The organism is Cohnella xylanilytica, from assembly GCF_014212175.1.
Classification (GTDB): domain Bacteria; phylum Bacillota; class Bacilli; order Paenibacillales; family Paenibacillaceae; genus Cohnella; species Cohnella xylanilytica.
Map to the genome: position 1 here is coordinate 35,881 of NZ_JACJVR010000038.1, position 26,196 is coordinate 62,076.

Consider the following 26,196-nt stretch of genomic DNA (forward strand, 5'->3'; position numbering starts at 1 on the left):
TAGGGATCACTCTCTTTCGTCTACGATATCCGCATGGCACAACCGCCGCCGCTATTTTTCGATTGTAAAACCGGATCCCCCCTCCAACAATCCGAGAGATTATACCCAATCACCTTAGCAACGATAGCTCTTTAAGCCGCCGTTCCTAAAACTGCGCAAGACCCTATCGCTAGCAGACTTCTGGGGATATCGGGAACGCTGTTTAGCATCCAAAGCCCATTTCACGAAATAGCGTCTCCTCGATTCGTTAAAAAAAAGAAGAGCGGCAGCTCGGAAGGAGCGATCCTCCGAACTGCCGCTCATGATAGGTTGGACTAGCCGATCTCGCGGAACCGCCATTCGCCTAGCCGGAACAAGGGAGCGCCGGGCTTGCCCCGGAAGACGAAGAAGACGTCATGGACGCCGACGGCGCCGCTCAGCTCCGCGTTCGCCTCGATCCACTCCGTCCCGGCCGACGGCGGAACGGCGAGCGTTCCGGCAAGCGGACCGTCGGGAGCGTCGAGGCGCAGCTCGATGGCCGCGGACGCGGATTCGCCGGCGCCGGCGACGAGCGCCGAGAACCGAGAGGCGCCCTTCTCGCCGAAGTCGACGCCCGACAAGGCCATCCAATCCCCATCCTCGATGCCGGTTACGATCGCCGAGCCCGCGCTCCCCTCTCCTTCCGCCGCCTCCGTTCCGATTCCCGCGCTCCAGGCCATCGTCGCGCCGGCATGAAGAGCATAGGGATTGAACCGCTTCGTCTGCGGAACTCCCTCGTAATCCGCCTGAACCTCCCCTATCGATCCGTCTTCAAGGAAGGCAAGCTTGTTCAAGTGCGTCGAACGATACCCTTGGGGAACGCCCATCGCCTTGGACAGCGTCTGCGCGTGATAAGCGATGTACCACTCGTCGCCGAAGCGGAAGATCGAGTGATGGTTGTTGCCCCCGACGCCGAAGAAGAAGCCCGGATTCTTCAGAATCGTGCCGCGATACGTCCACGGTCCCATCGGGCCGTCGCTCGTCATATAGGCGATCTCTCCCGCGGGCGGGCTTCCGTCCGGGCGGGGGCCGCCGTAGAAGTTGGAGCAGTACGTATAGTAATAGGTCCCGTTATATTTGTTGATGCCGGCGTCCTCGAACATGAACGGAGCGGGAATCGCCTTCGCTTCGCCGACGACGCTGATCATGTCCGGGCCCAGCTCCATGACGCGCGCCGTATTCGGCATCGCGTCCTTCCCTTCCGGAATGCCGCCTCCGAAGTAGATGTACGCCTTGCCGTCGTCATCCATGAGCACGGCCGGATCGAACAGCCACGTCACGTCCTGAACTCCGGGCGTCTCGCGCGTGATGAGCGCCCGCCCGATCGGGTCCGTCCACGGGCCGGTCGGGCTGTCGCTCGTCAGCACGCCGATTCCGCTCGCGTTGTTCGCGAAGTACAGGAAGAACTTCATCTTCCCGTCGATCGTCTTGCTCGCCGCGGCCGGAGCCCACGATTGCGTGGCCCACTTGGCCGCGCCCTGCGGCCCCGCCGCCTCGATCTCCCCGTGATCGGTCCAGTTGACGAGGTCGGCCGAAGAGATCACCGTCAGCTTATGGATATTGCCGTAGGTATTGTCCTTCACCTGTCCGTCCGCGTCGTACTCCAGCGCGTCGCTTGTCATGTACAGATAAACGCGGTCTTCATGGACGAGAGCGTACGGGTCGGCGCCGAACTTATGGGAGACGAGCGGGTTGCCGTTCGGGCGCGTCTTGCCGACGGAGGCCGCGAGCGGCGTGCTTCCTTCGGCGGCCGAAGCCGCGGATGGGCTCGGCTCGGGCGTCCCTCGGGCCGGAGAGTCGGATGCGAGCTTGTTTTCGTTCACGGGTATTTCCTCCCTATCGATTTTATGGACCGAGTAATACGAATAACAGACGACGGCCGCTAGCACGACGAGAGCCGCGCCAAGGGTCCCTCTCTTCAAGCCCCGCAACCATTAGCCCCTCCTTAAACAATGGGAATCGTGTCCCGGTACTCCTGCGGCGTCATGCCGGTCGCCTTCTTGAAGAAGCGGGTAAAGGAATGAGCGGCCTCGTAGCCGACGGCCGCCGCCACCTCCCGAACCTTGAGCTCTCCGTCCTTCAGCAGCTCCATCGCCCTTCGGATGCGGCACTGATCGATGTATTCGGACAGATTAAGGCCCCGCTCCTGCTTGAAGAAGCGGGAGAGATAGGTCGGATTGAAGTAGCTGATCTCCGCCAGCTTCACGAGCGACAGATCCTCGCCGAGATGCTCGTTGACGTAACGGCAGATCCGGTCGATGGCGCAAGACGCCCTCTCCTTCTCGTCCAGCCGCTTGATGCCGAAGATGTCTTCCGCGACGCGGGATAGGTACTGGAAGCCGTCCTTCATGGAGGCATGATCGTTCAAGTGCATCAGCTTGCCGTAGTCGCCGATCTGTCCCTGCAGTCCCCAACGATTGATATAGGAGAGCAGAGCGAGAGCGACGGCGTAATAAGCCTCCACGGTCGTCTGCACGTTCGCGTCCGGCTGCAGCGCGCGGCCGGCCACCTCCTCCAGGCCTTCGAAGAACTTCTCTCTGCGGTCCGCCTCCAGGTGGGCCGCCAGAATCTCCGCCTTCCGGCCGATCCGGTATTCTTCGTTCGGATCGAGAGTCTCGCGCGGATCGGTCCGATCGGTCATAATCACCGACAAGCCGTCGCTCAGACGCAGCTGGCACAGCTGCCGCAGCCGTTCGTACTGCGACGTGACGGCTTCCCATTCGCACGGGGCTCCGCTCAGGGCGATCGCCATCGTCAACCCCAGCGTCTCGCCGCAAGTCTCCTGGATGAGCTCGAGCGTCCCTTCCAGGTAACGCACCATGCGATCGGAGAATCTCGCCGCGGCGTCCTCGGACGGCTGAAGCAGCCAGACGAGATCGCCGTGACGGTCCGTGACCCCGAGACAACGGGTTTGTCCCTCCAGGTAAGAGGACCCGATCGCCCGGCAGGCGTTCGTCAGCTCGCTTCTCCGGGAATACGCCGTTCCTTCCGGATAGCAGAGGCGGCCGAGCGCCAACGAGACCGGGCGGGCCGGATCCAGCGCGATGTTCAGCGCCCGGAATTCGCCCGTCAGAACGTCCCGCTCCCGGCAGAGCTGACGGCTGTCCTGCAGAAGATGCCGCACGTAGTCTCCTTGGGCCATCGCGTCGAGGGCGTAGCGCTGCTCGCGCGACTGCCGGTCCAGCTCGAGAATCCGATTGTCTTCGTGGATCTCGCGCAATACGTCGCGCACCGTCTGCGTCACCTTGTCGTACCCTTCCGTCTTCAGCACGTACCTCGCTCCGGGCATCTGGATCGCCTTGTAGGCGTAGTCGAATTCGCTGTACCCGGTCAAGAAGACGACCTTGCAGCGGGGCCAATAAGCGACGATCTCCTCGGTGAGCTCCAATCCGTCGATTCCGGGCATGCGAATGTCGGTCAGCAAAATATCGATCCTCGTGCGCGCCATCCAATCCAGCGCTTCCGCGGCCGAGTAGGCCTTGCAGACGTCGAGTTCGTCCGGCAGGAGCCGGGAGAGGACCTCGTATAAACTATCCGCGATGATCTCTTCGTCATCCACGACCAGCAGCCTGTACATTCCCCTTCTCCTCCTCCGTTCGGATTCGCACTTCCACCTTGAGCCCGTTCATTTCGCTTCTCGAGAGATACAGGCCGCTGTTCTCTCCGTAGATCAGGGCGATGCGCCGATGGATGTTGGTCAGCCCGGTCACCTCCTGATGGTCCGAAGAACGGGATAGACGCTGCCGCAGCTCTTCGATCTCCTCGTCGCGGATGCCGTTCCCGTTGTCCTCGACGATAATCCGCGCTTCTCCGTCGGAAGACTCGAACGTGACGCGCAGCATGCCGTCGCCCGTCTTTTTCTCCAGACAGTGCTCGTACGCGTTCTCGATCAGAGGTTGAATAATGAGCCTCGGCACCCGAATCGACTCCATCTCGGCGGGCAGCTCGTCGAACTGCACGCGGATTCGTCTGGGGAACCGAAGCTTCTGAATCTCGGTATACATGCGCGAGTGCTTGATCTCTTCCCCGAGCCGGACATTGTCTACGCCGTTGCGCGTGATGAACCGGAAGTATTCGCCCAGCATCTTCGTGAAATCCTCGATTCGTTCGACGTCCCCCGTCTGGGCCAGAGAATTCAGGATGAAGAAGCTGTTGTACAGAAAATGGGGATTGATCTGCGATTGCAGCTGCTTGAGCTCCGCCTTCTGCATCATCAGCTTCTGCTTGAAATCCTGGTCGATCAGCGACTGCAGCCTGCCGATCATCTGATTGAAGCGGCTGTACAAATACCCGAACTCGTCCTCCTGTTCGTGCTCGATGCGTATATCCAGGGAGCCTTCTTCCATCCGGCGGAAGCTCTGGATGAGAGACAGCATCGGCCTGTGCACGTAGCGGTAAGTCGAATACGCGTAGACGACGACCGCCAGCAGCGACGCGATGGAGAACACCCACGCCCAGATCTCGAACTTGCCGAGCGGCCGTCTGACGGCTTCCTCCGGCAGATAAGTGCCTACCGAGAGCGCGAGCCGGTCCGAATGCGCCATGTCCAGATGGTAGCGCCGGCCGTCCACCAGCCAACGGGAGGTCGGCTCGTTCGTCTCCTGCAGCGATTCCATGCCGGCCCGAAGCGTCCGGTCGGCCTGCCCGTCGCTGCCGAGAGCGAAATCCGACGAATCCGCGATCAGGAACGATCGGCTGGATGCGTACATATGGACCTGGCGCAGGGATTCCCGCAGCTTCTCCATGTCCAATTCGATCAGGACGACGTACAGGGGCTGCTCTCCCTTCACCCCGGTCATCTTCGACGCGCTTAGATAGAGCGAGCCGTTCCATTGAATCAACCGGCCGGCGATCTCGCCCGCGGGGGAACGGAAGGCCCGGTAGGTGTCCGCTTCGAAGTCGTGAACCGCTCTCCCGGCGGAGACGGACTTCCGAATGGTGCGCAGATGAATGGAGATATCCTTGATATAAGCGCTGCTGCTCTTGAAGGAGGTCAACCGGTGAACGACGTAATTAAGCGTCGACCTTCTCTCGACGGCGTCCATCATCTCCCAAGTAACGGCGAGCCTATGCAGCTCGTTGTCGTCCAGAATGTCGTACTGCTGGATCTCCATCCATTCGATCTCGCGATTGAGATCCTTCATATAATTCGTCAGCTGGGCCAGCGTCGCCCTGGACAGATCCTGGCTGGCGTTCTTATAGCTCCAGTTGTACAGATACAGGCCCAGCAGGATAAGCGGCAAAATCACGACCAGATACGTAATGACGAGTCTGACGAAGAGGCTCTTCCGGAAGGAACGAGCCGGGAATTTAAGCAAGCGAATTCCTCCGATGCGATCGCGCCTGTTACCTCGTTGTGCTGCCTCTGGCGGCATACCATTGGTTGACTTCGGCGGTAATCCGGTCTCCTCCCAATCGGCGCCATTCGTCCGCGAAACGGTCGAATTCATCGATCGGTCGGCCCAAAATGATGTTCATGTACGTATCGTTCAGCAGATTGTCGAGAATCGTTTTCTTCTCGATCATCGTCAACGTCGGGCCTCCGACGAAGCTCTCGTAGAGCAATTGACCGTTGCTCTCGTACCGGTCCAGAATCGCGAAGGCTCCGTCTTGGCCGTAGGTCCTCTCCCAGCCCCAGCCGGTCTCGGCTCCGGCTCCTCCGGCCTCGTACGTCTCGATGTTCCTCCGGATCGCCTTGGCCTCGTCCTTCAACCTGGAAGAATCGCCGGTTCTGCGCATCTCCTCCAGCTGCCGGTAAGCCTCCAGGTTCTTCTTCGCGGGAAACGGCGTGACCGGCGACAAGGTCCAGACGGCAAGCGGAGTGCTGTAATACTTGTCGTACTCGGCCGTCGCTCCCCAATTCTTCTCCAAATGCAGGTTGAACAGCTTGACGATGGCCTCGGGATGCTCGTAATCCTTCCGAACGGCGAAGAAATGGCCGGTATTGAACGGAAGCGGCACTCGCGGAAGCTCCCCCGTCGCAGAGACGATCGGATAGGCCTGCCATTGGGCGTCCGGGTTGCGCTCCCGGCTTCCTTGCAGCCAGAAGGAGCTCCATTGCTCCCCGTAGACGATTCCGAGCCGGCCTGCGGCGACGTCTTCGCGAACCTTAAGGCCGTCCTTGATCCCGAATTCGGAGTCCAGCTGACCGGTTCGGTACAGATGCTGAAGGGCCTTCAGCGCTTCCTTCGCTTCCGGCTGGATGCCGCCGAACGCCAGCTTGCCGGAGGCATCCTTCACCCATAGGTTCGGATACGCCCCGTAGCCCGCCATGAAGCCGGATACGCCCGCGACGGGATCGAATAAGTAGCTGGTGAGCGCGAGGCCGTAGGTGTCGTTCTTGCCGTCGCGGTCCGGATCGCCGTCTGTAAACGCTTTCGAAATCGCCAATACATCGTCCATCGTCCGGGGAGGCTGCAGCCCGAGCTCGCGGAGCCAGTCGGTCCGAATCCACAGGAACTTGGCCCCTTCGATGGAGGAGGAAGGGTCCGGGATGCCCATCAGCTTGCCGTCGAGAGTCGCCGCCTCGAATTGGCCGTCGCCCTCCTCGCTCAGCGTCTTCTTGGTCAGCGGGGTGGCGTATTGCTCGTACACGTCGGTCAGAGGCTGGATTCGACCGGCGTTGTACAGCTGCCGCAGCTGCTGCGCGTCGACCCGGACGACGTCCGGAATGTCGCCGGAGGCGAGAGCGACGCCAAGCTTCTGATAGAACAGGCTCCCCTTCGCCGTCCAGTCGTACTTGATCCGAATGCCCAGCACCCGCTCGTACAATCGGCTCCACCGGTTGTCCGTCAGCGATTCGCCGGGCAGCTGGTCGAGCAAGCTGTCCAGGTCGTCGCTCGTCTCGCGGACGAAGCTCAGCTCGACGGGGGGGTTATATCGGCTTAAGCCGAGTTCTCGATAGGGGGCCGCTTCCGGAATCCCCTCCGGAAGCGGCTCGGGCCACGCGCCGTCCTGCCGACAGGCGGACAAGAGAAGAACGGAGATTGCCGAAGCCATGACGAGCCTGACCGATGCTTTGACTTTGTCCATTGCCGGCCCCCCGGATGAGATTGCCGATCCTGAATTTTATGAGTCCATACGTTAGAGCAATTTTTATGATGCCGGATATCTCTCCCGAAGATCAAGGTGCAATTTTTGATTTTGTTGCCGAACGTTTACCGTTTGCCGACCGCGACGCCTCTTAATGGCTTCACTTCCTATAATTAGACAGGTTGCGGCCATCCTCCCGACGAGATTACACTGGTTGCGAAAGCGCATTCATAATCGAGAGGGGGTGGAGAACCGCTCGCAGCGAAGAGGCGAGCGCGCCGTCTCGGCTGCGGCCGACGACGAGCTTCCACGAGTTCCGCCAACAACCGATTAGCGAGGAGAGTGACATTGATGAGTAAAGGAAGATGGAGCTGGGCAAGCAAATTCCTGTTGGCGCTAACCCTGTTGGTTACGCCGATGCTGCTTCACGGCAACGCGGCGGAAGCCTGGACGGGCATGCCCATGTCCAAGCTTCGCGTGAGCGGCAACCAGCTGGTGAACAGCAGCGGACAGCCGGTATTGCTAAGCGGGTGGCACCAACCGTCCGGCTCTTATTGGACGTATCAGAACAGCAGCTACTACCTGAATCGGAACGGCGGGAACCGGCATGCGGCGACCCTGGAGTACTTGAAGGAGATTACCGACACCTTCACCACGACCTCCGGCAAGTACGGCAGCAGTCATGGCTGGTACATGAACCAGGTTCGCCTGTTCATCGACCGCGAGGACATGGGCGACGTCGCGGCCGGCACCTACAACTTCGCCGGGCTGCAGGCCGTCACGCAGAACGTCATTATTCCGTACATCAACTACGCCAAGACCAAAGGAGTTTACGTCACGCTCGGGCTGGACTTCACGATTCTCAACAACCAGGCGACCACGCAAGCGAATCTCGACAAGTTCAATCAGATCTGGGGCTACCTCTCTTCCCAGCCCGGCATCAAGAGCGCGGACAACGTCATGTTCGAGCTCATCAACGAGCCGGTTCTCTCATACGCGAACGGAGGCTGGGGAGGGAACCCCGCCGAGCCGGATTTCGCCGACCACTGGAACGCGCTGAAGAACTTCCAAAATTCCATTATCTCCACCATTCGGAACAACGGAGCGGACAACGTCATCTGGGCGGCGGGACTCGGCTGGGATCAATATTATCAGCTGTGCGCGACTTATCCGCTGACGGATCCGCTGAACAATGTCGGCTATGCGGTTCACTGGTATCCGGGCTACGGCGCCCATGACGATTACGCGACTCTGCAGCAGATTTGGGACAACACCATCAAGCCGTGCGCGGATCAATATCCGATCAACATCACGGAGACGACCTGGTTCAAGACGCTGCCGGGAGACTCCTCTTATTGGGAACTGTTCAACGGCTCCAACGAAGGCTTCGGCAAGAACACGAAAGCGATCTTCACGGCGGCGGGCAACGTCAGCATCGCCGTCCACATGAACGGGTTCCTGCTGGAAGCCGGCCCCCGAAGCTCGTTCGCGGACCCGACGGCCGGTCTCAAATACGACGGCAACGCGGCGCGGGACGGCATGGCCCGCTTCCTCTTCGAATGGTATTACGAGCGGGCGCAGCTGCATCCATGGAACGGGATGTGGAACGGAATCCAGTCCGGTTCGACCTACAAGATCGTGAACCGGGCTTCGGGCAAGGTGCTGGAGGTCCCGGGCGGAGCGAACACCAACGCTCTGCAGCTGCAGCAGTATACCGACAACGGCGCGACCGCCCAGCAGTGGGTCGTCACGGATGTGGGCAGCTACAACAATTATTACAAGCTGCGGAGCGTCAGCTCGTCCGACGGCAAGGTGATGGACGTGCGCAACGGCACGAAGACGAACGGGGAAGCGATTCAGCTGATGTCCGATTTCAACAATACCGCGCAGCAGTTCCGCTTGTTCAAGTTAAGCAACGGCTATTGGAGCATCATCAACGTGAACAGCAACAAGGCCGTCGAGGTCGCCGGCTCCTCGACGGCGAACAACGCGCCGATTCAGCAGAATCTGTACCGCGGCAACCTGAACCAGCAATGGCAATTGGTTAAGATCGACTGATATCAAGCGAACGCCGCCGGAGAGCTCTCGCCCTCCGGCGGCGTTCGCCGGTTCCTACCGATAAACGAACGGCTCCTTGGCGTCGACGAACTTCACCGGCAATCCTTCCGCGATCGGAAGCAGCCATTCCGCCAGGTGCTTCATTCCCCACTCCTCGGTCCGCTCATGCCCGACTACGATCATCGCCTTGTTCATGCCGAGCATGGAAGCGTCGTTGACATAGGCGCACAGCGTCCATTCCGTAATGTCGCCGCAGACCATGACGTCCAGCTCCTTGTCCCGCATGAGCTCCATCGGCATCTCTTCCCGCCCGAGGCCCAGGCTGCCGCCTCCGACCAGAATGCCGATCCGGGAGCAGGGAGACTCCGGCTTGCCGACGATTCGCACGACGCTCATGCCAAGCTTCGCCTTGAAGAACTCCGCCAGCTCTCCGACGGTAGTCGGCTCGATGACGTACGTCCAAGGCGACGGCGGATCGAGCTTCTTGTCCTCCCAGCCGAGCTCCCGCATCAGCCCGTCGTAGATCAGATCGCTCTCGGCCATATGCATATGGTCGTGGAAGCGCCAGATCGCGATTCCGTTGTCTTCGATCAGCTTCTTTTTGGCCGCGTATACGGGGTCGTCCCGCAGCCAGTCCACCTTGTCGGCGCCGGTGAAGTAAGTCGGCTCGTGCGTGACGATGAGATTCGCCTTGGCGGCGATCGCCTCGCGAATGACGTCCACGGTCGCCGTGAACGTCGTGACGATGCCCGTCACTTCCATGTCGGGGCTTCCGCTCGCGAGCACGTCGCACGTCTGCTCCAGCTTGCGTCCTCCGCAGCTTTTGTCCAAGATCCGATCGATGACGTCTTGCACCTTCATTGGCGTCTCGCTCCTTTTCCCACTTCTATTCTTGGCCCTTCCCCTTACCCCTTGACGGCGCCGATCACGACGCCCCGGGTCAAATACTTCTGAAGCAGCGGCAGCACGACGAGAATCGGCACGATTCCGAGAACCGCCATCGCCATCCGCACGGCGCTGCTCGGCAGCTCCACCGCTCCCGCTCCGACCGCGTTGCCCGCTTGGCCGGAATTGAGGTATTGAATGTTGTTCATCAATTGAACGAGCAGGTTCTGAATCCCATAGTATTGCGGCTTGCTCACGTAGTAAAGGGCGTTGATCCAGTCGTTCCAATAGGCGAGCCCCATGAACAGGCCGACGGTGGCCAGAACGGGCACGGAGAGCGGCAGCATGATGCGGAAGAACGTTCTCGTCTCCGTGGCGCCGTCGATCTGGGCGGATTCGATCAGGTCGACCGGCACGTTGCTCTTGAAGTAGTTGCGGACGAGCAGCACGTTGAATCCGTTCGCCAGCAGGTTCGGCACGATCAGCGCAGCGAGCGTGTCCTTAACGTGGAAAACCTGCGTCCACATGATATAGGAAGGAACGACGCCTCCGCTGAACAGCATCGTGAAGAAGACGACGAAGGCCAGCGTATTATGGTACTTGAAGTCCTTCCGCGACATCGGATAAGCGAGCATGCTCGTGATGAGCAGGCCGACGGCCGTGCCGACGACCGTGACGAGAATCGAGACGCCGTAGGCTCTCAGGAACGTATACGCCGAAGCTTGCAGATAGACGTAAGCGTCCAGGCTGAATTCCTTCGGGAAGAAGCTGTAGCCGTCGTTGATCAGGCTGGACTCCTTCGTCACGGAAGCGATAAGGATCAGGACGAACGGCAGGAATGCGGCCAGCGTGAAGAGCCCCATCAGAATGGCCGAGAACAGGGCGAAGGCGCGTTCCCCTCTCGTTTGAATCATGGACGTACCCCCTAGAACAGTGCGTTTTCCGAATTGACCCGTTTGACGATCGCGTTGACGACCAGGACGAGAACGAAGCCGACGAGCGATTGGTACAGCCCCGCCGCCGCCGACATCCCGATGTCGTTCAGCTGCATCAGCGCCCGGTACACGTACGTGTCGATCGTCTGGGTCGCGCTGTACAGCGCCCCGGCGTTGAGCGGAACCTGGTAGAAGAGGCCGAAGTCGGAGTTGAAGATGCGTCCGATCGACATGAGGCCGAGCACGATGACCGTAGGCTTGAGGAGCGGCAGCGTGATCGTCCGGATCTGCCTCAGCTTGCCGGCCCCGTCGATCTTGGCCGCCTCGTAGATGCTCTTGTCGATCCCGGCGATGGAAGCGAAGTACACGATCGAGCCGTAGCCCGCCGTCTTCCATATTTGAATGAGGACAAGCAGATAAGGCCAGTACTTCGCTTCCGAATACCAATTGATCTCCGGAAGGCCGAGCGGCCGCAGTATCGACTTGTTGACGAAGCCGCTGTCCGCGTTCAGGAAGGCGAATACGAGCATCGACAGCACGACCATCGAGATCAGGCTCGGCAGCACGAGCCCGGACAGGTAGAGCTTCGAATACAGCTTCGTCAGCAACTCCGCCATCAGAATCGCGATGAAGATCGAGCAGACCGTTCCGATGACGATGAACGCCAGGTTATAGAGCAGCGTATTTCTCGTCATGATCCAGGCGTCGGTCGTCTTGAACAGGAATTGGAAGTTGTCCAGGCCGATCCAGTCGCTTCCGAAGATCCCCTTGGCGTAGTTGACGTCCTTGAACGCGATGAACACTCCGAACATGGGAATATAGCTGTTGATCAGAAAGTAGAGCAGGCCCGGAGCGGCCAGCATCAGGAGAGGCGCCGTCTTGCGAAGCGCGCTCGAGGTTCCGTTGGCGTGTCTCATATCCGTTAACTCCTCCATTACGGAAAATGGAACCTTCGGCAGGCTCCATTCTCCTTCATGCCTTGCTTTATTGGCCGCCTTGGGAGGCGATCCATTGATCGAGCTGCTCTTGCTTGCTCTTGATGACGTCCGCCGCGCCCGCGTCGTTCAGCGCCTTGACGAACTTCGGAATCGTCGTCTCCGGATCGAGGGAGCCGGTGACGAGGCCCGGCAAGTATTGGTTGACGACGTTGTTCACGGCGCTGATCTGCGTCTTCACCTTGCTCGGGTCGAAGATGAAGCCGAAGTACGGCGAGCGCTCCGTCTCCTTGTTCTCCTTCAGCTTCAGCTCGACGTCCGACCAGTCGATCCCCTCGAATTGGTATTGCAGCGACTCGGAGCCGACGACGCCGGTGCTGATCATGGCCGTATAGGAGACGGTGTTCGCGTCCTTGCCTTCCGGGAACTTGACGTGATGTTCGTCGACCTTCACGTAGTCCTCGCCTTCGATGCCGTACAGAATCGTATTGATCAATTGCTCGTCGGTATAGAGCAGGTTCAGGAACTTAACCGCGGCTTCCGGCGCCTTCGACGTGCTCGATACCATCCAGCTGACGGAATTGACCGCGCTCGTATCGAAGTAGAACGGAGCGATCCGCTTCGTCTCGACGTTCTTGCCGGTCTGCGCGCTGATCGTCTTGCCGACCTCCTTGCCGCCGTAGCCGCCGAGGAAGGAGAATTCCCGGCCGGAAGCCAGCATCTCGCTGGAGGTGATCGTCGTCGTCGCCGCATCCTTCTGCAGATACCCTTTGTTATACCAGTCTCTCATCATCTGCACGCCGTTCTTGAAAATATCGGTCTCGTAGAAGTTGACGACCTTGCCGTCGTTCCCGACGACGACGCCCGCTCCGGTCGTGTCCGTCAGGAAGTCGACCTTGTGGATCCCCTTGAGCAGGTTAATCAGGTTGGTGTCGCTCGGATTGACGTTGATCGGCCCGAACGGGACGACATCCGGATGCTTCTTCTTGACCGCCTCGAAGATCTCCGCCAGATCGTCCACGGAGCCGATATCGTCCGCCGAGTAGCCGGCCTCCTTCAGCATATCCGCGTTGTAGACGAAGCTGACGGGCAGAGCCATCCCCTTGTTCACCGGAATGCCGTAGATATGGCCGTTAATCGTCGTGGCCTTGAGCATGTCCGGCCCGAAGTCCTTCTCCAGAATCGCGGTCATCTCTTTGCCGTGCTCGGCGAGAAGATCGTCCAGCGGCGCGACCTGGCTCTTCGAGACGTAGTTCGAGAATTGGCCGAGCGTCGTGAAGACGTCCATCTTCTCCCCGCTCTGAAGCGCCAGGTTGACCTTCTGCATGTAATCGGCCGGGCCGTACACGCGGAAGTCGACCTTGACGCCGATCTTATCGACCGTAATCGCGTTGATCGCGTCGGTAACCTTGCTCAGGTCGTCCGGGATCCGGTTGAAGGACGGCAGCGCGAAGACGATCTCCTCCGCCTTGACGGATTTATCGTCATCCGGCGTGGAAGAAGAATCCGAGCCGCCGGAGCAGGCCGTCAATACCGATCCGGTAAGCGCAACCGACATGAGCAGCGCCGCTAACCCCTTTTTTCTATTCATCCTGTGGCCTCCTGTTCGTTGTTTTCGCTCTCAGTTTACCTGTTCGCGGCGAGCCCGGCTTTCAAAAAGACGGCCTGTATTTTAGAAAACAAGCGCTGCTCCCGTCCTTCCCCCGCAAGCTCGAAAAAAACTCCGCCTCCCGTCCGGAAGCGGAGTTTCGCTTTGCGGCTTATAGTTGCGTCTAAGTTGCGGCTTATAGTTGCGGCTTATGCTTCGCGCGGTACGCGTTCGGAGTCTCTCCCGTCAGCTTCTTGAACACGGTGGAGAAATAAGACAGCGTGTCGAAGCCGGTCTCCAGCGCGATCTCGCTCACGCTCGCCTTGCTCTCGAGGAGCAGCCGTTTGGCTTCGTTGATCCGGCATTCGTTCAAATATTCCTTGATCGCGATGCCGGTCTCCGCCTTGAACACCTTGGCCAGGTAATCCGCCGTCAAGTACACGTGGGCCGCGACGTCTTCCCGGTTCAGCTCCCGCTTGTAGTTCTCGTGAATGAACCGCTTGGCTTTGTCGACGACTCCTTCGGACTTCAGCGTCTCCCGAACGGAATCGATCGTCTTGTCGGTCATCGCTTGGGCCCACTTCATGAAGTCGAATACGCTGCTCTCGGCTTGTTGCGACAGCTGCAGGATGGCTTCGTCGGCGAACAGCCGGTGCGCCTGGATATGATTCCGAAGGAGCAGCGAATAGACGACCTGAAGGAAGTCCTCCCGGATCGAATGCAGAGTCGCCGGATCCAGCTTGTTCTGCTCGGCCAGCCTCTCCAGCTCTTTCTTCAGCCCGTTGACGATCGGAACCTTCTCGCCCTGGACGAATAGGAGCGAGAAGCGATCCATGTCCAAGGCGTAGCGGTCCGACGTATCGTAGCGGAAGGGAACCTTCTCCAGGTGGACCTTCCCTCGGAAGATAATGTTGGAAGCATCCAATTGCTCCAGCCGTTCTCTCGCCCGGGAGAGCCCGGCGATGGCTACCGTCTCGGCGACGTAACAGGTTGCCGTGCATTTCAAATATTGTCCGCACAGCCCGATCAGCCGTCCGCCGAGCTCCTTCAACCGCTCCGCGTCGGACGTCCCTTCCAGGATGACGGCAATGTAGAAGGCGGATTCCGTCTGATAAGGGATGACCCGGTCGTGGTTGACCCGGTCGAATAGAACCTCGGAGCCCAAATTGGACAGCGCGTACAGCAGGATGCTGCCGTCCCAGCGTTCCTCCGCCTGGGACCTCGGAACGCCGGCCAGGAACAGAACGTAGTCTCCGTCCGCAGACAGCGGCAGCTCCCGCTTGCGAATCTCGCTGGCGATCAGATCCGCTCGGGGCGAGATCGCCTCCGTCAGAACGTCCCGCCAGAAATTCCGCTCCACCCACTCCTTGTTCTTGATCCACGTCAAGCCCAGCCTGCTGTATTCGTCCAGCAGCCGGTTCTGTTTAAGCGCGTCCACGGCCTTGCGCAGCGCGGCCTCCAGCTTCGTCTTGTCGATCGGCTTGACGAGGTAGGCGTCGGCGTTATACGAGATGGCCGTCGAAGCGAATTCGAAGCTCTCGTGGCAGGTGAAGAAGATGAAGCCGCCGTCATACTCCCGCTCCCGAACCCACTTGATCATGTCGAGCCCGGAGCCTCGCGGCATCTCGATGTCGCAGACGATGAGGTCCGGACGATCGGCCTCGAACAGCCGCATGGCGTCCTGAACGTTGTACGCGAACGCCGTCTCCGCGATTCCGTAATCGTTCCAATCCACGATGCGAAGCAGCGCTTCGACCGTGGGAATGTCGTCGTCTATCAATAAGCAGCGCATACGGTTCCTCCTACGCCGTCCGTTCGTCGGTTATCGTTGCCGGTATCCACAATTCCACCCGCGCTCCGGACGGTTCGCCGTTCGACAGCCGAACCAGGTCTTCGCGCTTGTACAAGAGATGAAGCGTTCGGCGGACGTTGGCGATTCCGATATGCGCCCCTCCCTCCGTCTCTTGAACGGACGAGAAGCTTCTCAGCCATTCGGCGTCGAAGCCTCCTCCGTTGTCCTCGATGACGATCTTGACGAAGGAAGCGCCTTCTCGAATCTCCATGCCGGCCCGAATATAGATGGAGAGCATCTCTTCATAGAACATCGCATGCTTGAAGACGTTCTCGACGAACGTCTGAATCAGGAAGGGGGGCACGGGCGAGCGGCCGGCCTCCTCCTGGATCTCGGTCATATAGAAAATCTGATCGGGATAGCGGATCTCCTGCATGCGAATATAGTTGACCGCGTGCTTGATCTCCTCTTCGAGCGGAACGACGGCGAGTCCGGCTCTGAACATATATCGCAGGTGCTCGGACAGGTGATGGACCAGCCCGCGGATCTCTTCGTTCTTGTTCTGATAGGTCAGGCTCGTTACGGTCGAGATGGCGTTCAAGAAGAAGTGGGGACGAATCTGCATCTGCAAAAATTTGATCTCCGCGCGGCTTCGTTCGATCTGCTCCTCGTAGGACTGGATCTTCAGCTCCGTAATCTCCCGCACCATGGACTGCAAGGAGCGGTACAGCTTCGTGAATTCCATCGAGCGGTCCGCGCCTTCGGGAATTTGCAGCTCCGGCTGCCCCTTCTCGACCTCCTTGGCCGCCTTGACCAGCTCGAGAACCGGCTTCAAGATGTCCCTGGCCAGAGAGCGGAGCACCAGCGGCACGACGACCAGCGACACCAGCGCCAGCAGGACGATCAGCCATTGGATCATCTTCAGCTTGGAGAACACGCTCTGCTTGGCGACGAGGCTCGTGATCTCGCCGAATTCGGCGATCGGCTCGGAGATCATCAGGTAGCGGCCGCGATATTCGTTCCGCAGCTCGTCCAAGGTCTCGACGGGCTTCAAGCTTGCTTGGTTCCAGGTCAGAAGGCGGCCCTCCCGGTCGCTGAGCGCGTATCCGTTCCGGTCGCCTCCTCCCCGATTCACCATGTCCAGAAGGGATTCGGCGTTCACGAGGGTGCCGAAGGTCATCCCCGAGTAGACCATATATTTGCACAAATAATGAACGCCTTGAACCGAGAGAACCGTCCACTCGTCCTCCGTCCCGTCGGAATCGGGAACCCACTTCCGCTGCTCGATGTAGTCGATCAGCGCCAGCTTCTCGTTGGAATCGATTCGGGAGCTGACCTGGGCGAGAAGCGTATCGCCGGGCAATCGAATGAAGAGGCCGTCGCTGGCGTCGTTGGCGGACATCTTCGCGGCGAGCGCCTTCTTGAGCTGGATCGACCGGAAGTACCGTCCGCTCTCGCTCAGCTGCTCGAAGTCGTTCGCCGCGTCGACATGGTTCTCGAAGACCTCGGTCAGATCCTTCGAGAAGTTGTTCAAGTAATTCCGTATGTTGGCTTGATACAGAGAGAGCGTATTGCGCGCGCCGTCCTGGGTGTTGTTCCTCACGACCTCCAGCGAGTACACGTTGCTCAGGACAAGAACGGCGAACAGAATCGCGACGATGATGGTCAATTGCATGGAGAACCGGAATACGATGCTGTTCGTACGCATGACGCCTCCTCTCCTGTCTCCCCGAATTCAGGAAGCCCCCGACCCCGATCGCGTCGATCGAAAGTCAGGGGCGTCCATCGAAGCTAGTCCGCGATCCGATCCGCGGGCGGCTCTCCCAAGGCCCACTTCAGGCCGTCCGCGATCGTCTCGTTCCAGAAATCCCAAGTATGGGCGCCGGCGCTCTCGCGATAAGCATGCCCGATTCTCTCCTTCTCGAGAAAATCATGAAAGCGGCGGTTCACGTCCAGCAGGAAGTCCTCGGTCCCGCAAGCCATATAGAGGCCGGGAAGCTCCTCGCCATTCTCGATCAGCCGCCTGACGATCGCTTCCGGATCCTTGTCGCTGCCGAGCAGCCGGGTCAAATCGCCGAACACGCTCCTGTAGTAGCCGTAATCGGCGATCTCGTCCTTGAAGCCCGGCTCCATATTAGCGATTTTATACGGGATAAGGGCGGACGACAAGGCGATAATCCTGCCAAATCGGCTCGCGTACCGGAAGCCGTTCCGAATCGCTCCGTACCCGCCCATGGACAGCCCGCCGATGAACGTGTCCTCCCGGGCCGCGGAGAGCGGGAACAGCTTGCGCGTGAAGTCGACCAGCTCTTCGCCGACATACTCCCCGTACAGAGCTCCTCGATCTTCATCGTCCACGTAGAAGTGGTTCTCTCCGGAGGGCATGAACACGGCGATCCGGTACCGGTCCGCTAATTCGCGTATGCGGGAGAAGTGGAGCCAGTCCGTGTGGGTGCCGGAATAGCCGTTCAGAAGATACAAGGCCTTCAAGGGCCGAACGCTCGGATCCTCTTGATTCGGGTGCACGGGAGAATCCACCGGCAGCAGAGCGGTGAACGGAACTTCCCGGCGAAGGCAGCGCGAGAAAAAATGAATTTGCATCGTGGCCATCGGGCTCACTCCCCTCTCTTCGGTTAAAGCTCGCAGGAGATCGATTCTCCCGAATGATCGACATACTCGATGACCGTGCGATAGGATCGCAGATCGATGAACAGCTCGCAGCACTTATCTTCCCGGCTCCAACGAAGGCGAATCTCGCTCTCGGCCGATTCCGGCACGCTGAACCGCCCGTCGAAGGCCTCGTACTCGTTCCGGAAGCGAATCAGCTTCATCAGCCTCCGGACGACCGGCTTCTCAAGGGCTTGCTCGACTTCTTCGACCGAATAATTATGCCGATTGATCTCGCGGCCTTCGCCGGTCCGCTCGACTCTCTCCAGATCGTTCGCTCCCGCCAGCAGGCCCACGTAATACACTTGCGGAATGCCCGGAACGAACAGCTGGATCGCTCTCGCCGCCACATAGGCGTCGTCGTCTTCGTTAAGCGCGCTGTAATAGGTGCAGCGAATCTGATGGACGTCGAAGCCGTCCGCCGCCTTGTGCTCGTCCGACAGGATCCGGCTCAGGTTGGCTCCCCTGCTCACGCAGAGATCGACCAGCTTCCTCGCTTCGGCGGTGTCGATAAGATCGTCCAGATCCGGCTTGACGGGAATGCCGTCGTGGCAGTCCAGCATCGTGAATTGCTTGTGCGGGCGAACCTTCAAGTAATCGATCAAGTCCTTGTTCGACCGGTTGACAAGCGCCTCCAGCACGCGATAAGGGAGAATGAAGTCGTAGATCCAGTACCCCCGCTCGGCCAGCTTGAACTGCGTGCCGTAATGCGCGTGCACCTCCGGAAGGAGCTCGATTCCGAACGAATCGGCGAGCTGCTTGATCTCGCCTAGAAATTCGTAGATGTCCGGCTCGACGAAGAAGCAGCTCGTTCCGAGCTTCTTGATGACGTACCCGACGGCGTCGAGACGGACGATCTTCACGTTATGCCGATGGAAATTCTCGAAGAACGCCCGCAGCAGCCGCTTGGTCAGCCCGGAGCGAATGTCCAGGTCGATCTGCTCCGAAGGATCGGTCTTCCCGAACGTCGTCCACACCTTCGCTTCTTCGCCGTTCTCGCCGACCCGGTAGACGGAATACGGCAGCGGACGCCGCAGGAACATCTTGTCGATGTCCGCCTGCACGGGCACGCCGTCCTCCCATAGTTTATCGAGCGGAATGAACAGATCGGCGTATTCCGACTCGCGCCCCTTCGCGAGGAAGTCCTGGAAGTAAGGCGACTGTCTGGAGATATGATTCACCATCAGGTCGACCAGGACGTCGAACTTCTCTCCGATCTCGCGGATATCGTCCCACGTTCCGAAGCTCGGATCGATGTCCAGATACGTCAGCGGCGCGAAGCCCCGATCACCCGAGGAAGGGAACGGGGGAAGAATGTGGACCCCTCCCGGGAACAGATCGGCGAGATGCTTGCGAAGCAGCTCGTTAAGCGCGCGCAGATCTCCTCCCAGCGAGTCCGGGTAAGTGATGAGTTGAACTTGATTGCGTACCGGCACGGTCGACGCCTCCTATAAGCGATATTGGCTCTTGATGTCTTCAAGCCTCGGCAGATCGACGACGGCCCCGGTATACTTCAGCTTATAGGCGCTGACGGCGAAGCCGAGCCGCAGGGCTTCTTCGAGCGGATACCCCTTGATCGACGCCGCGTAGAAGCCGGACCAGAAGGCGTCGCCCGCCCCCGTCGTGTCCGCGACCTCGGAAGCCATCGTCGCGTACTCTCTCGTCTCCTTCCCGTTCGAGACGAGGGCGCCGTCCTTGCCGAGCGTCAGAATGACCAGCTTGGCCCCGAGCTCCAGGAATTTCTCCAACTGGTTGGCCGGCGTATCCGGGCCGAACAATCGCTCCGCGTCGTCCTCCGAAGGCTTGACGATGTCCGCCTTGGAGAGGATGGACTTGACGTACGAGACGCCGTCCTCTCCCGCTTGCCAGATCATCCGGTGGTAGTTCGGATCGAAGCCGATCCGCACCCCGTGGGCCGCAGCCGCATCGATCGCGCGTTCGATCGTTCGGCGGGACGGAAGCCTCGAGATCGGCCAGCAGGAGAAATGGACGAGCTTCGAGTGAAGCAGGGCCTCCTCCAGCTGCGGAGTATAAGCGAGCCGATAATCCGCTCCCCGGTAGAAGATCGGGATCGGGGTCGCCCGGCTCTTGGTCACGACGACGAGGCTCGTCGATTCCTCGGCCCGCTGAATGAAGTGCGTATTCACGTCCTCTTGGCGGAGACGTTCCAGCAAAAATTCGCCGAAGCCGTCGTTCCCGACGCAGGCGGCGATCTGGGAGCGGATGCCCAGCTTCTGCGCGTTGATCGCGATATTGGAAGGAGATCCGCCCGGATATTTCGTATATCCGCTCGACAGGAACGTATCGTCGTACTCGTCGGAGATCATGTCGACGAGCAGCTCGCCGACCGCGAACAGGTCGTTCGGCCTCTCCTCGAAATGCAGCTTTTCACGGAAATCCATTGCAGTCGTCCCCCGGTTCTAATGGAATGCCTCATGGAAGGATGCACTCAGTTTAGCTCGGCCGGGTCGAGATTCTCTTCTAAAAATAAGGCGAGAATTTTCAAATATAAGGGGAATCTAGTCCGCGCGGAACGAACCCTTGGGGGTTAACGGCCGTGGCGTCCGTTAGAATGGCGGCTTGCAGGTTTGCGTCCGATCGCGCCCCTTGCATGAATGTTGTAAGATTGGGATCGAAGGTGAGAAAATAAGATGGATGGCGCATGAGATTATCGTCATTATGAAACACCCCCTATACTTTCATTACCAATTGAGTAATGGAAAGTATAGGGGGTGCGTTCTCGCGATTATTTATCGGACACAAATGCGTTACAGTTTCTTTTTAATCACGTTCAGCTCTTTGTTGATCGCAATCAACAATTCCGGGGGAATATTGAAAAAGGCCAGTTGCGTCATCTTCTCGATCGACATGACGCTCTTCGTCACCTCGAAGAAGGGATTGTTCGTCATATCTCCGAAATATTTCAAGAACACTCCCCTTGCTTCTTCATGGCGATAGAGCTCTTCGATCGTATCGAACGTCGAATAGTAGCCTTCCTTCAATTCAATGCTTTCCGTGTTCGATAAATCGAACTTCTCGAACCAATTTACGACGTGCTTGGCCTCTTCCTTTTTCACATGGACATAGCTCGGGTCGATGTCCGACACGCGGCGAAGCTGAATTTCATCCGCGTGAATCCCGCCGCGCTCATCCATGCCCTCGACCCGTAACCGGTTTTCCCCATACGATAACGAGACATCCTTTACGATTTTCATCGGGTCGTCGTTTTGAATTTCGGTAAGGAGTACTCCATTGAGATAAACCCGGATTCGGCGCAAATTAGACAGAATCGCGATGTCGTTCCGTTCCTGATGCCGATTCGCAAACCGGCGGCCCGCCACATGAACGAAAGGCTCCTTCGACCAGTAAGCCTTGTAAAGATAGAAGGCATCCTTCTTCAAGGCGCGGTCGATCGTCACAAGCCCCTTCAGGTTTTTGCCGGTCTCGCCCCCCTCCCGTCGGTTCGCGCTGCCGAAGTCGAACATGTTCCAGACGTACCCGCCCTGCACGAACGGTCTCGAGCGTATCGCTTCGATGGCGTTGCGATGGAACAGAAGCTGGTATTCCTCGGTGTAATCCTGAACCTGAGGCGTGTAAGAATGATAGTTCGGATTGGTATCCACGCCGTATTCGGACAGAATAAGCGGAACATCCGGCTGAGCGCGGTGAAACGAATCGAAGCGATCGTACAAATCCTTGATCTCTCCGTAGTACCAACCGTAATACAAATTGTAGCCGACAAGGTCGGTATAACGATTGATAATGCTGTCATCCTCGACGCCGTTAATATTCGCCTGCGCGGTCATCCGGTTCGGATCCAGCTCTTTCGCGAGCCGTACCAGCTTCTGTATGGAGCGATGGGTATGCTCATTTTCCACCGCGATCGTTATCTCGTTCTGGACGCCCCAACAATAGATCGAGCAATGATTGTAGGCTTGCTTGACGAGCCTCTCCAATTGCTCTTCCGCATTGCGGTTCTCGGGGTCTTGGGCGGAAGGAATGCTGATGAAGGGAATCTCGGCCCATACCAGCAATCCGTAACGGTCGCACAGGCTGTAGAAGTAATCGTCGTGCTGGTAATGAGCCAACCGAAGACTGTTCGCTCCGACTTCCCGGATCAAGGACATATCCAGGTCCATATGCTCTCTTGTTATGGCGTTGCCCGCGCCGCCGAAGTCCTGGTGCCGGCATACGCCGTTCAACTTGATCGGCTTGCCGTTCAAGAGCAATCCGCGATCCGTCGTGGCTTCGATCGTTCGAAAGCCGACCGGGATATTCCGCGAATCCCGAATTTGCCCCCCGACGATGACTTCTATCGATGCCGAATAAAGATAAGGCCGTTCTACGCCTTCCCAAAGAATCGGATCCGAAATTTCGCATCGCATGGCAAATTTCGTTTGAGCTTCAAGCGTCAGTTGCGCGACGTTCTCCAGTACGGTCGTTCCGTCTTGATCCTGAAGCCGAACTCTGACTTCTCCGCTTTCCGTCGTGGCGGACTCGTTCGCGACTTGGCCTTCGACCCGCAATTCGAAGGTCTGGCCGTTCGATTTCTTCGGGGTCAAATAAACGCCGTCCCGCCCGTTGTCCATCATCTCGAAATGGATATCGTCCATGTAAAGAAGCTTGACTTCCCGATACAGGCCGCCATAGAAAGTAAAGTCGGCCATCAGAGGGAATACCTCGTTATGATGGCTGTTGTCGACCTGAATCGCGATGAGGTTGTCCCCTTCCTTCAGGAACGGGGTCAACGGTACGCGAAACATCGCATAACCGCAGCGGCTCTCTCCGGCCAAGCGGCCATTGACATACACATGCCCGATATTCCCGGCCGCTCCGACCTCCAGATAGATGCGCTTGGTTAAGTCCTCCGCCGAGATGTTCAATCCTTTCTGATACCAACAAGCTCCGCGATAGTAGGAATCCGCGCCCCCTTGGCCGTCGGTTCGATTCCAGGTGTGAGGGAGCGAGACGAGCTCCCCCTCCGGAATCGGCTGGAACCTATAAGTCGAATCGTCCGTAGCGGCGAACGTCCAATGATCGTTGAATGCCATCGCATGAGTCATCTTATTCGCCGTTCCCCCTTGTCAGCTCTTCATTCAATTGCTCCAGGATCCGATCAAGCTGTTCCTCGGACATGGAGCCGCCTCCGAACGAGATCAAGGCGCGCAATGGCATATATTTGACGATCGCCTCCATCATGTCCGCGAACCCTTCGGCATCTTCTCCGGAGCCGCCGCCTAGCGGGTTGCCCTCCTTCAGAATTCGCGCCATGATCGGCCGCGTCGCCGGATCGGCCAGTAAATCTCCGACGGTCGAATTGCGGGTCGCCTTCTTCCAAGCGGTCGTTGTGGATTCGACGCGAACCGTATCCGTCAAGACGATGTCTCGCGACGACTTGCCGATCATGATCTCGAACTCGCCCGTCTCGACGCGCCAGTCGTTCAGCTCGACGTCGTAATAGGCGAACGACCGCTTATCGAGCGAGAAGGTTACCGTCTTCCGCTCGCCCGGCGCAAGCTCCGCCTTCGCGAAGCCTTTCAGTTCTTTGACGGGCCGGATTGCCGTGCTCTCCACATCGCCGACATAAAGTTGAACGATTTCTTTCCCGGCGCGGTCTCCCGTGTTCTTCACCGTCACCTGAACGTCGAGCGTCTCGTCGTCCCGCATCTCCTTCTTCGAGATCGACAGCTCGGCATATTCGAAGGTCGTATAGCTGAGGCCGTGACCGAACGGGAAAAGCGGCTCAATCTTCTTCGTATCGTAATAGCGATAACCGACGAAAATGCCCTCCCGGTATTCCGCCCGGTCCCCTTCTCCGAAGTAAAACAGGGAAGACGGGTTATCCTCCAGCCGCTTCGGAAACGTCTCGGCCAACTTCCCGCACGGATTCGCGTCTCCGAAGAGCAGGTCGGCTATCGCCCCTCCGAGCGCTTGGCCGCCCAGATACGCCTCGAGCACCGCCTTCGCGCTTCCGATCCAGGGCATCTCCACCGGCGAACCGTTGCTGAGCACGACGGCCAAATTCGGCTGCTCCGCGGCAATGGCTTGAATAAGTTCGATCTGATTGGCCGGCAAGCGAAGATGGGTTCGGTCGTAACCCTCCGATTCGCAGCGGTCCGGCAATCCGACGAACAGGACGGCGACATCCGATTCGCTTGCGATTCGAATCGCTTCTCGAACCTGCCGCGCATCCGATTCGTCGCTGTCGAGGTTATAGCCTTGCGCATAGAGAATACGGGCTTCGCTGCCGGTCTTCTTGGCGATCTCCTCCCGAATGTCGTCCAGCTTAGCAGGCTTGATATGAGAGCTGCCTCCCCCTTGGAATCGAGGCGTCGCGGCCAACGCTCCGATGACCGCAATACGGCTGTCCTTGGATAGGGGAAGAAGGTTGTCCTCGTTCTTAAGAAGAACCATGCTCTCCCGCGCGATCGCTCTCGCTAGCCGGTGATGAGCCTCGGAATCGTAGGTCGCGTTCGGCTTCTTGTTATCGACTGCCTTATAAATGATTCGCAGGATTCGCTCGACCGCCCGGTCCAGCTTCTCTTCGGGCAGCAGCCCTGCGCGAACGGCTTCGACGATTTTCCGATCGCCCGCTCCCCCGCTTGAAGGCATCTCGAGCTCGAGACCGGCGGCCAGACCGTCCGCGCGCTCGTTGACGGCTCCCCAGTCGGAGACGACGAAGCCTTCGTGCCCCCACTCTTCCTTCAAAATATCCGTCAACAAGTATTCATTCTCCGAAGCGAAAGTCCCGTTCACTTTGTTGTAAGCGCACATGACCGTCCATGGCTGAGCTTTCTTGACCGCTCCCTCGAAGCTCGCCAGATAAATCTCGCGCAGCGTCCGTTCGTCGACGACGGAGTCGGACGTCATTCGGCGATGCTCCTGATTGTTGGCCGCGAAGTGCTTGAGCGACGTACCGACCCCTTGGCTCTGAACGCCGAGGATATGGTGAGCGGCCATCTCGGAAGACAAGTACGGATCCTCCGAGAAATATTCGAAGTTCCTTCCGCACAGCGGCGAACGCTTGATGTTCGCTCCCGGGCCAAGCAGGATCGCCACGTCCTCGGCCTGGCACTCCTCGCCGAGCGCCTGCCCCATCTGCTCGATCAATTCGCGGTCCCATGAAGCGGCGACTCCCGCTGCCGAAGGGAAGCAAGTCGCCGGCACGCTGTCGAACAGACCGAGATGGTCGGCCCCCTCCTTCTGCTTCCGAAGGCCATGAGGCCCGTCGGTCACCATGACCGACGGAATGCCGAGCCTCTCGATCCCTTTGAGCCGCCAGAAGTCGAGTCCCGAACACATGCCCGCCTTCTCCTCCAGCGTCATTCGCGAGATCAAGCGTATCCAATCGCGTTCCATCGCCTCTCCTCCTCGTATCGTTATTCTCGGGTCACTTCACGGCGCCGATCGTAATGCCCTTGATGAAATATTTCTGGAAAAACGGATACACGATCAGAATCGGGAGAACCCCGACGACGGCGATCGCCATCCGCACGGACGAGCCCGGCAGCTCCGACATCGCTTCGCTTGCGGTGGAAGACAGATTGCTGTTGTTCGCGAGGAACTGAATATCCGAGATCATTCGGTTAAGGATGTTCTGGATGCTGAACAGCTTCGGATCGGTCACGTACGTCATCCCGTTAAACCAATCGTTCCAATAGAGAATCGCTTCGAACAAGCCGATCGTAGCCATAATGGGCATCGACAGGGGAAGGACGATTTTATAGAAGGCCTTGATCTCCCCCGCTCCATCGATTTGAGCCGCCTCGATCAGGGCGGGCGGAACCGAGGTGGCGAAGAACGTCCGGACCAGCATCACATAAAATCCGTTCATGAGCAGTCCCGGCACGATCAGCGCCCAGATCGTATTCTTGAGCTCGAACGCCTGCGTATAGATCAGATAAGTCGGGACGAGCCCCCCATTGAACAGGAGCGTGAAAAACACGAGGAAGGCCCAGAAATGCTTCAGCGGAATATCTTGACGCGACATCGGATACGCAAGCATCGAGGTCATCGCCAGACTTGCCGCCGTGCCGACTACCGTAATGAAGACCGTTACGCCGTATGCGTGTCCGAGTTCGCCCCAATGCGTCCATAAATAATCGTAAGCCTTGCTGCTGAACTGTTGAGGGAAAAAGGAATAGCCGTGCTGAATGATGCTGCTCTCGCTGGATATCGACGCCATGAACAGAAGCACGAATGGGACGAGGCAAGCAATCGAAAATCCCATCAGGACGGAATGGGCGACCCATCTGACCCATCTGCCGTCGTGCGCCATCGCCAGTC

At 58.8% G+C, this 26,196-nt stretch carries 17 protein-coding genes; 1 reads left to right on the top strand and 16 read right to left on the bottom strand.

Annotated elements, in window-relative coordinates:
* Positions 1-314: 314 nt before the first annotated feature.
* From H7B90_RS10195 to H7B90_RS10210, 4 genes are all read right to left on the bottom strand, one after another.
* Entirely contained in the window at positions 315-1,841 is a 1,527-nt protein-coding gene (locus H7B90_RS10195) for a glycoside hydrolase family 43 protein (protein WP_212962624.1), read from the bottom strand.
* Between the two features lie 122 nt (positions 1,842-1,963).
* A complete protein-coding gene (locus H7B90_RS10200) occupies positions 1,964-3,595 on the bottom strand; it encodes a helix-turn-helix domain-containing protein (protein ID WP_185135762.1) in 1,632 nt (543 codons plus the stop codon).
* Complete coding sequence (locus H7B90_RS10205; protein ID WP_185135763.1) at positions 3,570-5,336, bottom strand: sensor histidine kinase; 1,767 nt, start codon at positions 5,334-5,336, stop codon at positions 3,570-3,572. Before H7B90_RS10205 ends, H7B90_RS10200 begins: the two co-directional genes overlap by 26 nt.
* A 28-nt stretch (positions 5,337-5,364) precedes the next feature.
* Positions 5,365-7,050: an extracellular solute-binding protein gene (locus H7B90_RS10210; protein ID WP_185135764.1), complete on the bottom strand. Its 1,686-nt coding sequence runs from the start codon at positions 7,048-7,050 to the stop codon at positions 5,365-5,367.
* A 351-nt stretch (positions 7,051-7,401) separates the two neighbouring features.
* On the opposite strand from H7B90_RS10210, the gene H7B90_RS10215 reads away from it, so the two are divergent.
* The gene (locus H7B90_RS10215) at positions 7,402-9,108 is read left to right on the top strand and encodes an RICIN domain-containing protein (RefSeq protein ID WP_185135765.1); all 1,707 of its coding nucleotides are present in this window, start codon (positions 7,402-7,404) and stop codon (positions 9,106-9,108) included.
* 54 nt (positions 9,109-9,162) lie between these two features.
* On the opposite strand, the gene H7B90_RS10220 is transcribed toward H7B90_RS10215, so the two are convergent.
* The 12 genes from H7B90_RS10220 to H7B90_RS10275 form a co-directional block, all read right to left on the bottom strand.
* Positions 9,163-9,969: a Nif3-like dinuclear metal center hexameric protein gene (locus H7B90_RS10220; protein WP_185135766.1), complete on the bottom strand. Its 807-nt coding sequence runs from the start codon at positions 9,967-9,969 to the stop codon at positions 9,163-9,165.
* Between the two features lie 44 nt (positions 9,970-10,013).
* On the bottom strand, positions 10,014-10,907 hold the full coding sequence (locus H7B90_RS10225) for a carbohydrate ABC transporter permease (RefSeq protein WP_185135767.1): 894 nt from the start codon (positions 10,905-10,907) through the stop codon (positions 10,014-10,016).
* Between the two features lie 11 nt (positions 10,908-10,918).
* A complete protein-coding gene (locus H7B90_RS10230) occupies positions 10,919-11,845 on the bottom strand; it encodes an ABC transporter permease (RefSeq protein ID WP_221481989.1) in 927 nt (308 codons plus the stop codon).
* 67 nt (positions 11,846-11,912) lie between these two features.
* A complete protein-coding gene (locus tag H7B90_RS10235; protein WP_185135769.1) occupies positions 11,913-13,454 on the bottom strand; it encodes an ABC transporter substrate-binding protein in 1,542 nt (513 codons plus the stop codon).
* A gap of 193 nt (positions 13,455-13,647) precedes the next feature.
* Positions 13,648-15,243, bottom strand: a complete 1,596-nt coding sequence (locus tag H7B90_RS10240; protein ID WP_185135770.1) for a helix-turn-helix domain-containing protein — start codon at positions 15,241-15,243, stop codon at positions 13,648-13,650.
* A gap of 10 nt (positions 15,244-15,253) precedes the next feature.
* Complete coding sequence (locus tag H7B90_RS10245; RefSeq protein ID WP_185135771.1) at positions 15,254-16,951, bottom strand: sensor histidine kinase; 1,698 nt, start codon at positions 16,949-16,951, stop codon at positions 15,254-15,256.
* Positions 16,952-17,034: 83 nt separating this feature from the next.
* Positions 17,035-17,853 (bottom strand): alpha/beta hydrolase, encoded by an 819-nt coding sequence (locus tag H7B90_RS10250; RefSeq protein ID WP_185135772.1) that lies wholly within the window; start codon positions 17,851-17,853, stop codon positions 17,035-17,037.
* A gap of 23 nt (positions 17,854-17,876) precedes the next feature.
* The gene (gene gtfA / locus H7B90_RS10255; protein WP_185135773.1) at positions 17,877-19,346 is read right to left on the bottom strand and encodes a sucrose phosphorylase; all 1,470 of its coding nucleotides are present in this window, start codon (positions 19,344-19,346) and stop codon (positions 17,877-17,879) included.
* A 12-nt stretch (positions 19,347-19,358) separates the two neighbouring features.
* A complete protein-coding gene (locus tag H7B90_RS10260) occupies positions 19,359-20,312 on the bottom strand; it encodes a carbohydrate kinase family protein (protein WP_185135774.1) in 954 nt (317 codons plus the stop codon).
* A gap of 366 nt (positions 20,313-20,678) precedes the next feature.
* The gene (locus tag H7B90_RS10265; protein ID WP_260410915.1) at positions 20,679-22,961 is read right to left on the bottom strand and encodes a glycoside hydrolase family 2 protein; all 2,283 of its coding nucleotides are present in this window, start codon (positions 22,959-22,961) and stop codon (positions 20,679-20,681) included.
* Between the two features lie 13 nt (positions 22,962-22,974).
* A complete protein-coding gene (locus H7B90_RS10270) occupies positions 22,975-25,269 on the bottom strand; it encodes a beta-glucosidase family protein (RefSeq protein WP_185135776.1) in 2,295 nt (764 codons plus the stop codon).
* A gap of 31 nt (positions 25,270-25,300) precedes the next feature.
* A complete protein-coding gene (locus H7B90_RS10275; RefSeq protein ID WP_185135777.1) occupies positions 25,301-26,188 on the bottom strand; it encodes a carbohydrate ABC transporter permease in 888 nt (295 codons plus the stop codon).
* Positions 26,189-26,196 lie beyond the last annotated feature (8 nt).

What these genes read in the sequence shown, in the direction of transcription:
- H7B90_RS10225 (WP_185135767.1), bottom strand. Translation starts at nt 10,907, where the DNA reads ATGATTCAAACGAGAGGGGAACGCGCCTTCGCCCTGTTCTCGGCCATT.
- H7B90_RS10270 (WP_185135776.1), bottom strand. Translation starts at nt 25,269, where the DNA reads ATGGAACGCGATTGGATACGCTTGATCTCGCGAATGACGCTGGAGGAG.
- H7B90_RS10235 (WP_185135769.1), bottom strand. Translation starts at nt 13,454, where the DNA reads ATGAATAGAAAAAAGGGGTTAGCGGCGCTGCTCATGTCGGTTGCGCTT.
- H7B90_RS10275 (WP_185135777.1), bottom strand. Translation starts at nt 26,188, where the DNA reads ATGGCGCACGACGGCAGATGGGTCAGATGGGTCGCCCATTCCGTCCTG.
- H7B90_RS10265 (WP_260410915.1), bottom strand. Translation starts at nt 22,961, where the DNA reads ATGGCATTCAACGATCATTGGACGTTCGCCGCTACGGACGATTCGACT.
- H7B90_RS10240 (WP_185135770.1), bottom strand. Translation starts at nt 15,243, where the DNA reads ATGCGCTGCTTATTGATAGACGACGACATTCCCACGGTCGAAGCGCTG.
- H7B90_RS10210 (WP_185135764.1), bottom strand. Translation starts at nt 7,050, where the DNA reads ATGGACAAAGTCAAAGCATCGGTCAGGCTCGTCATGGCTTCGGCAATC.
- H7B90_RS10250 (WP_185135772.1), bottom strand. Translation starts at nt 17,853, where the DNA reads ATGGCCACGATGCAAATTCATTTTTTCTCGCGCTGCCTTCGCCGGGAA.
- H7B90_RS10230 (WP_221481989.1), bottom strand. Translation starts at nt 11,845, where the DNA reads ATGAGACACGCCAACGGAACCTCGAGCGCGCTTCGCAAGACGGCGCCT.
- H7B90_RS10245 (WP_185135771.1), bottom strand. Translation starts at nt 16,951, where the DNA reads ATGCGTACGAACAGCATCGTATTCCGGTTCTCCATGCAATTGACCATC.
- H7B90_RS10220 (WP_185135766.1), bottom strand. Translation starts at nt 9,969, where the DNA reads ATGAAGGTGCAAGACGTCATCGATCGGATCTTGGACAAAAGCTGCGGA.
- H7B90_RS10200 (WP_185135762.1), bottom strand. Translation starts at nt 3,595, where the DNA reads ATGTACAGGCTGCTGGTCGTGGATGACGAAGAGATCATCGCGGATAGT.
- H7B90_RS10215 (WP_185135765.1), top strand. Translation starts at nt 7,402, where the DNA reads ATGAGTAAAGGAAGATGGAGCTGGGCAAGCAAATTCCTGTTGGCGCTA.
- H7B90_RS10260 (WP_185135774.1), bottom strand. Translation starts at nt 20,312, where the DNA reads ATGGATTTCCGTGAAAAGCTGCATTTCGAGGAGAGGCCGAACGACCTG.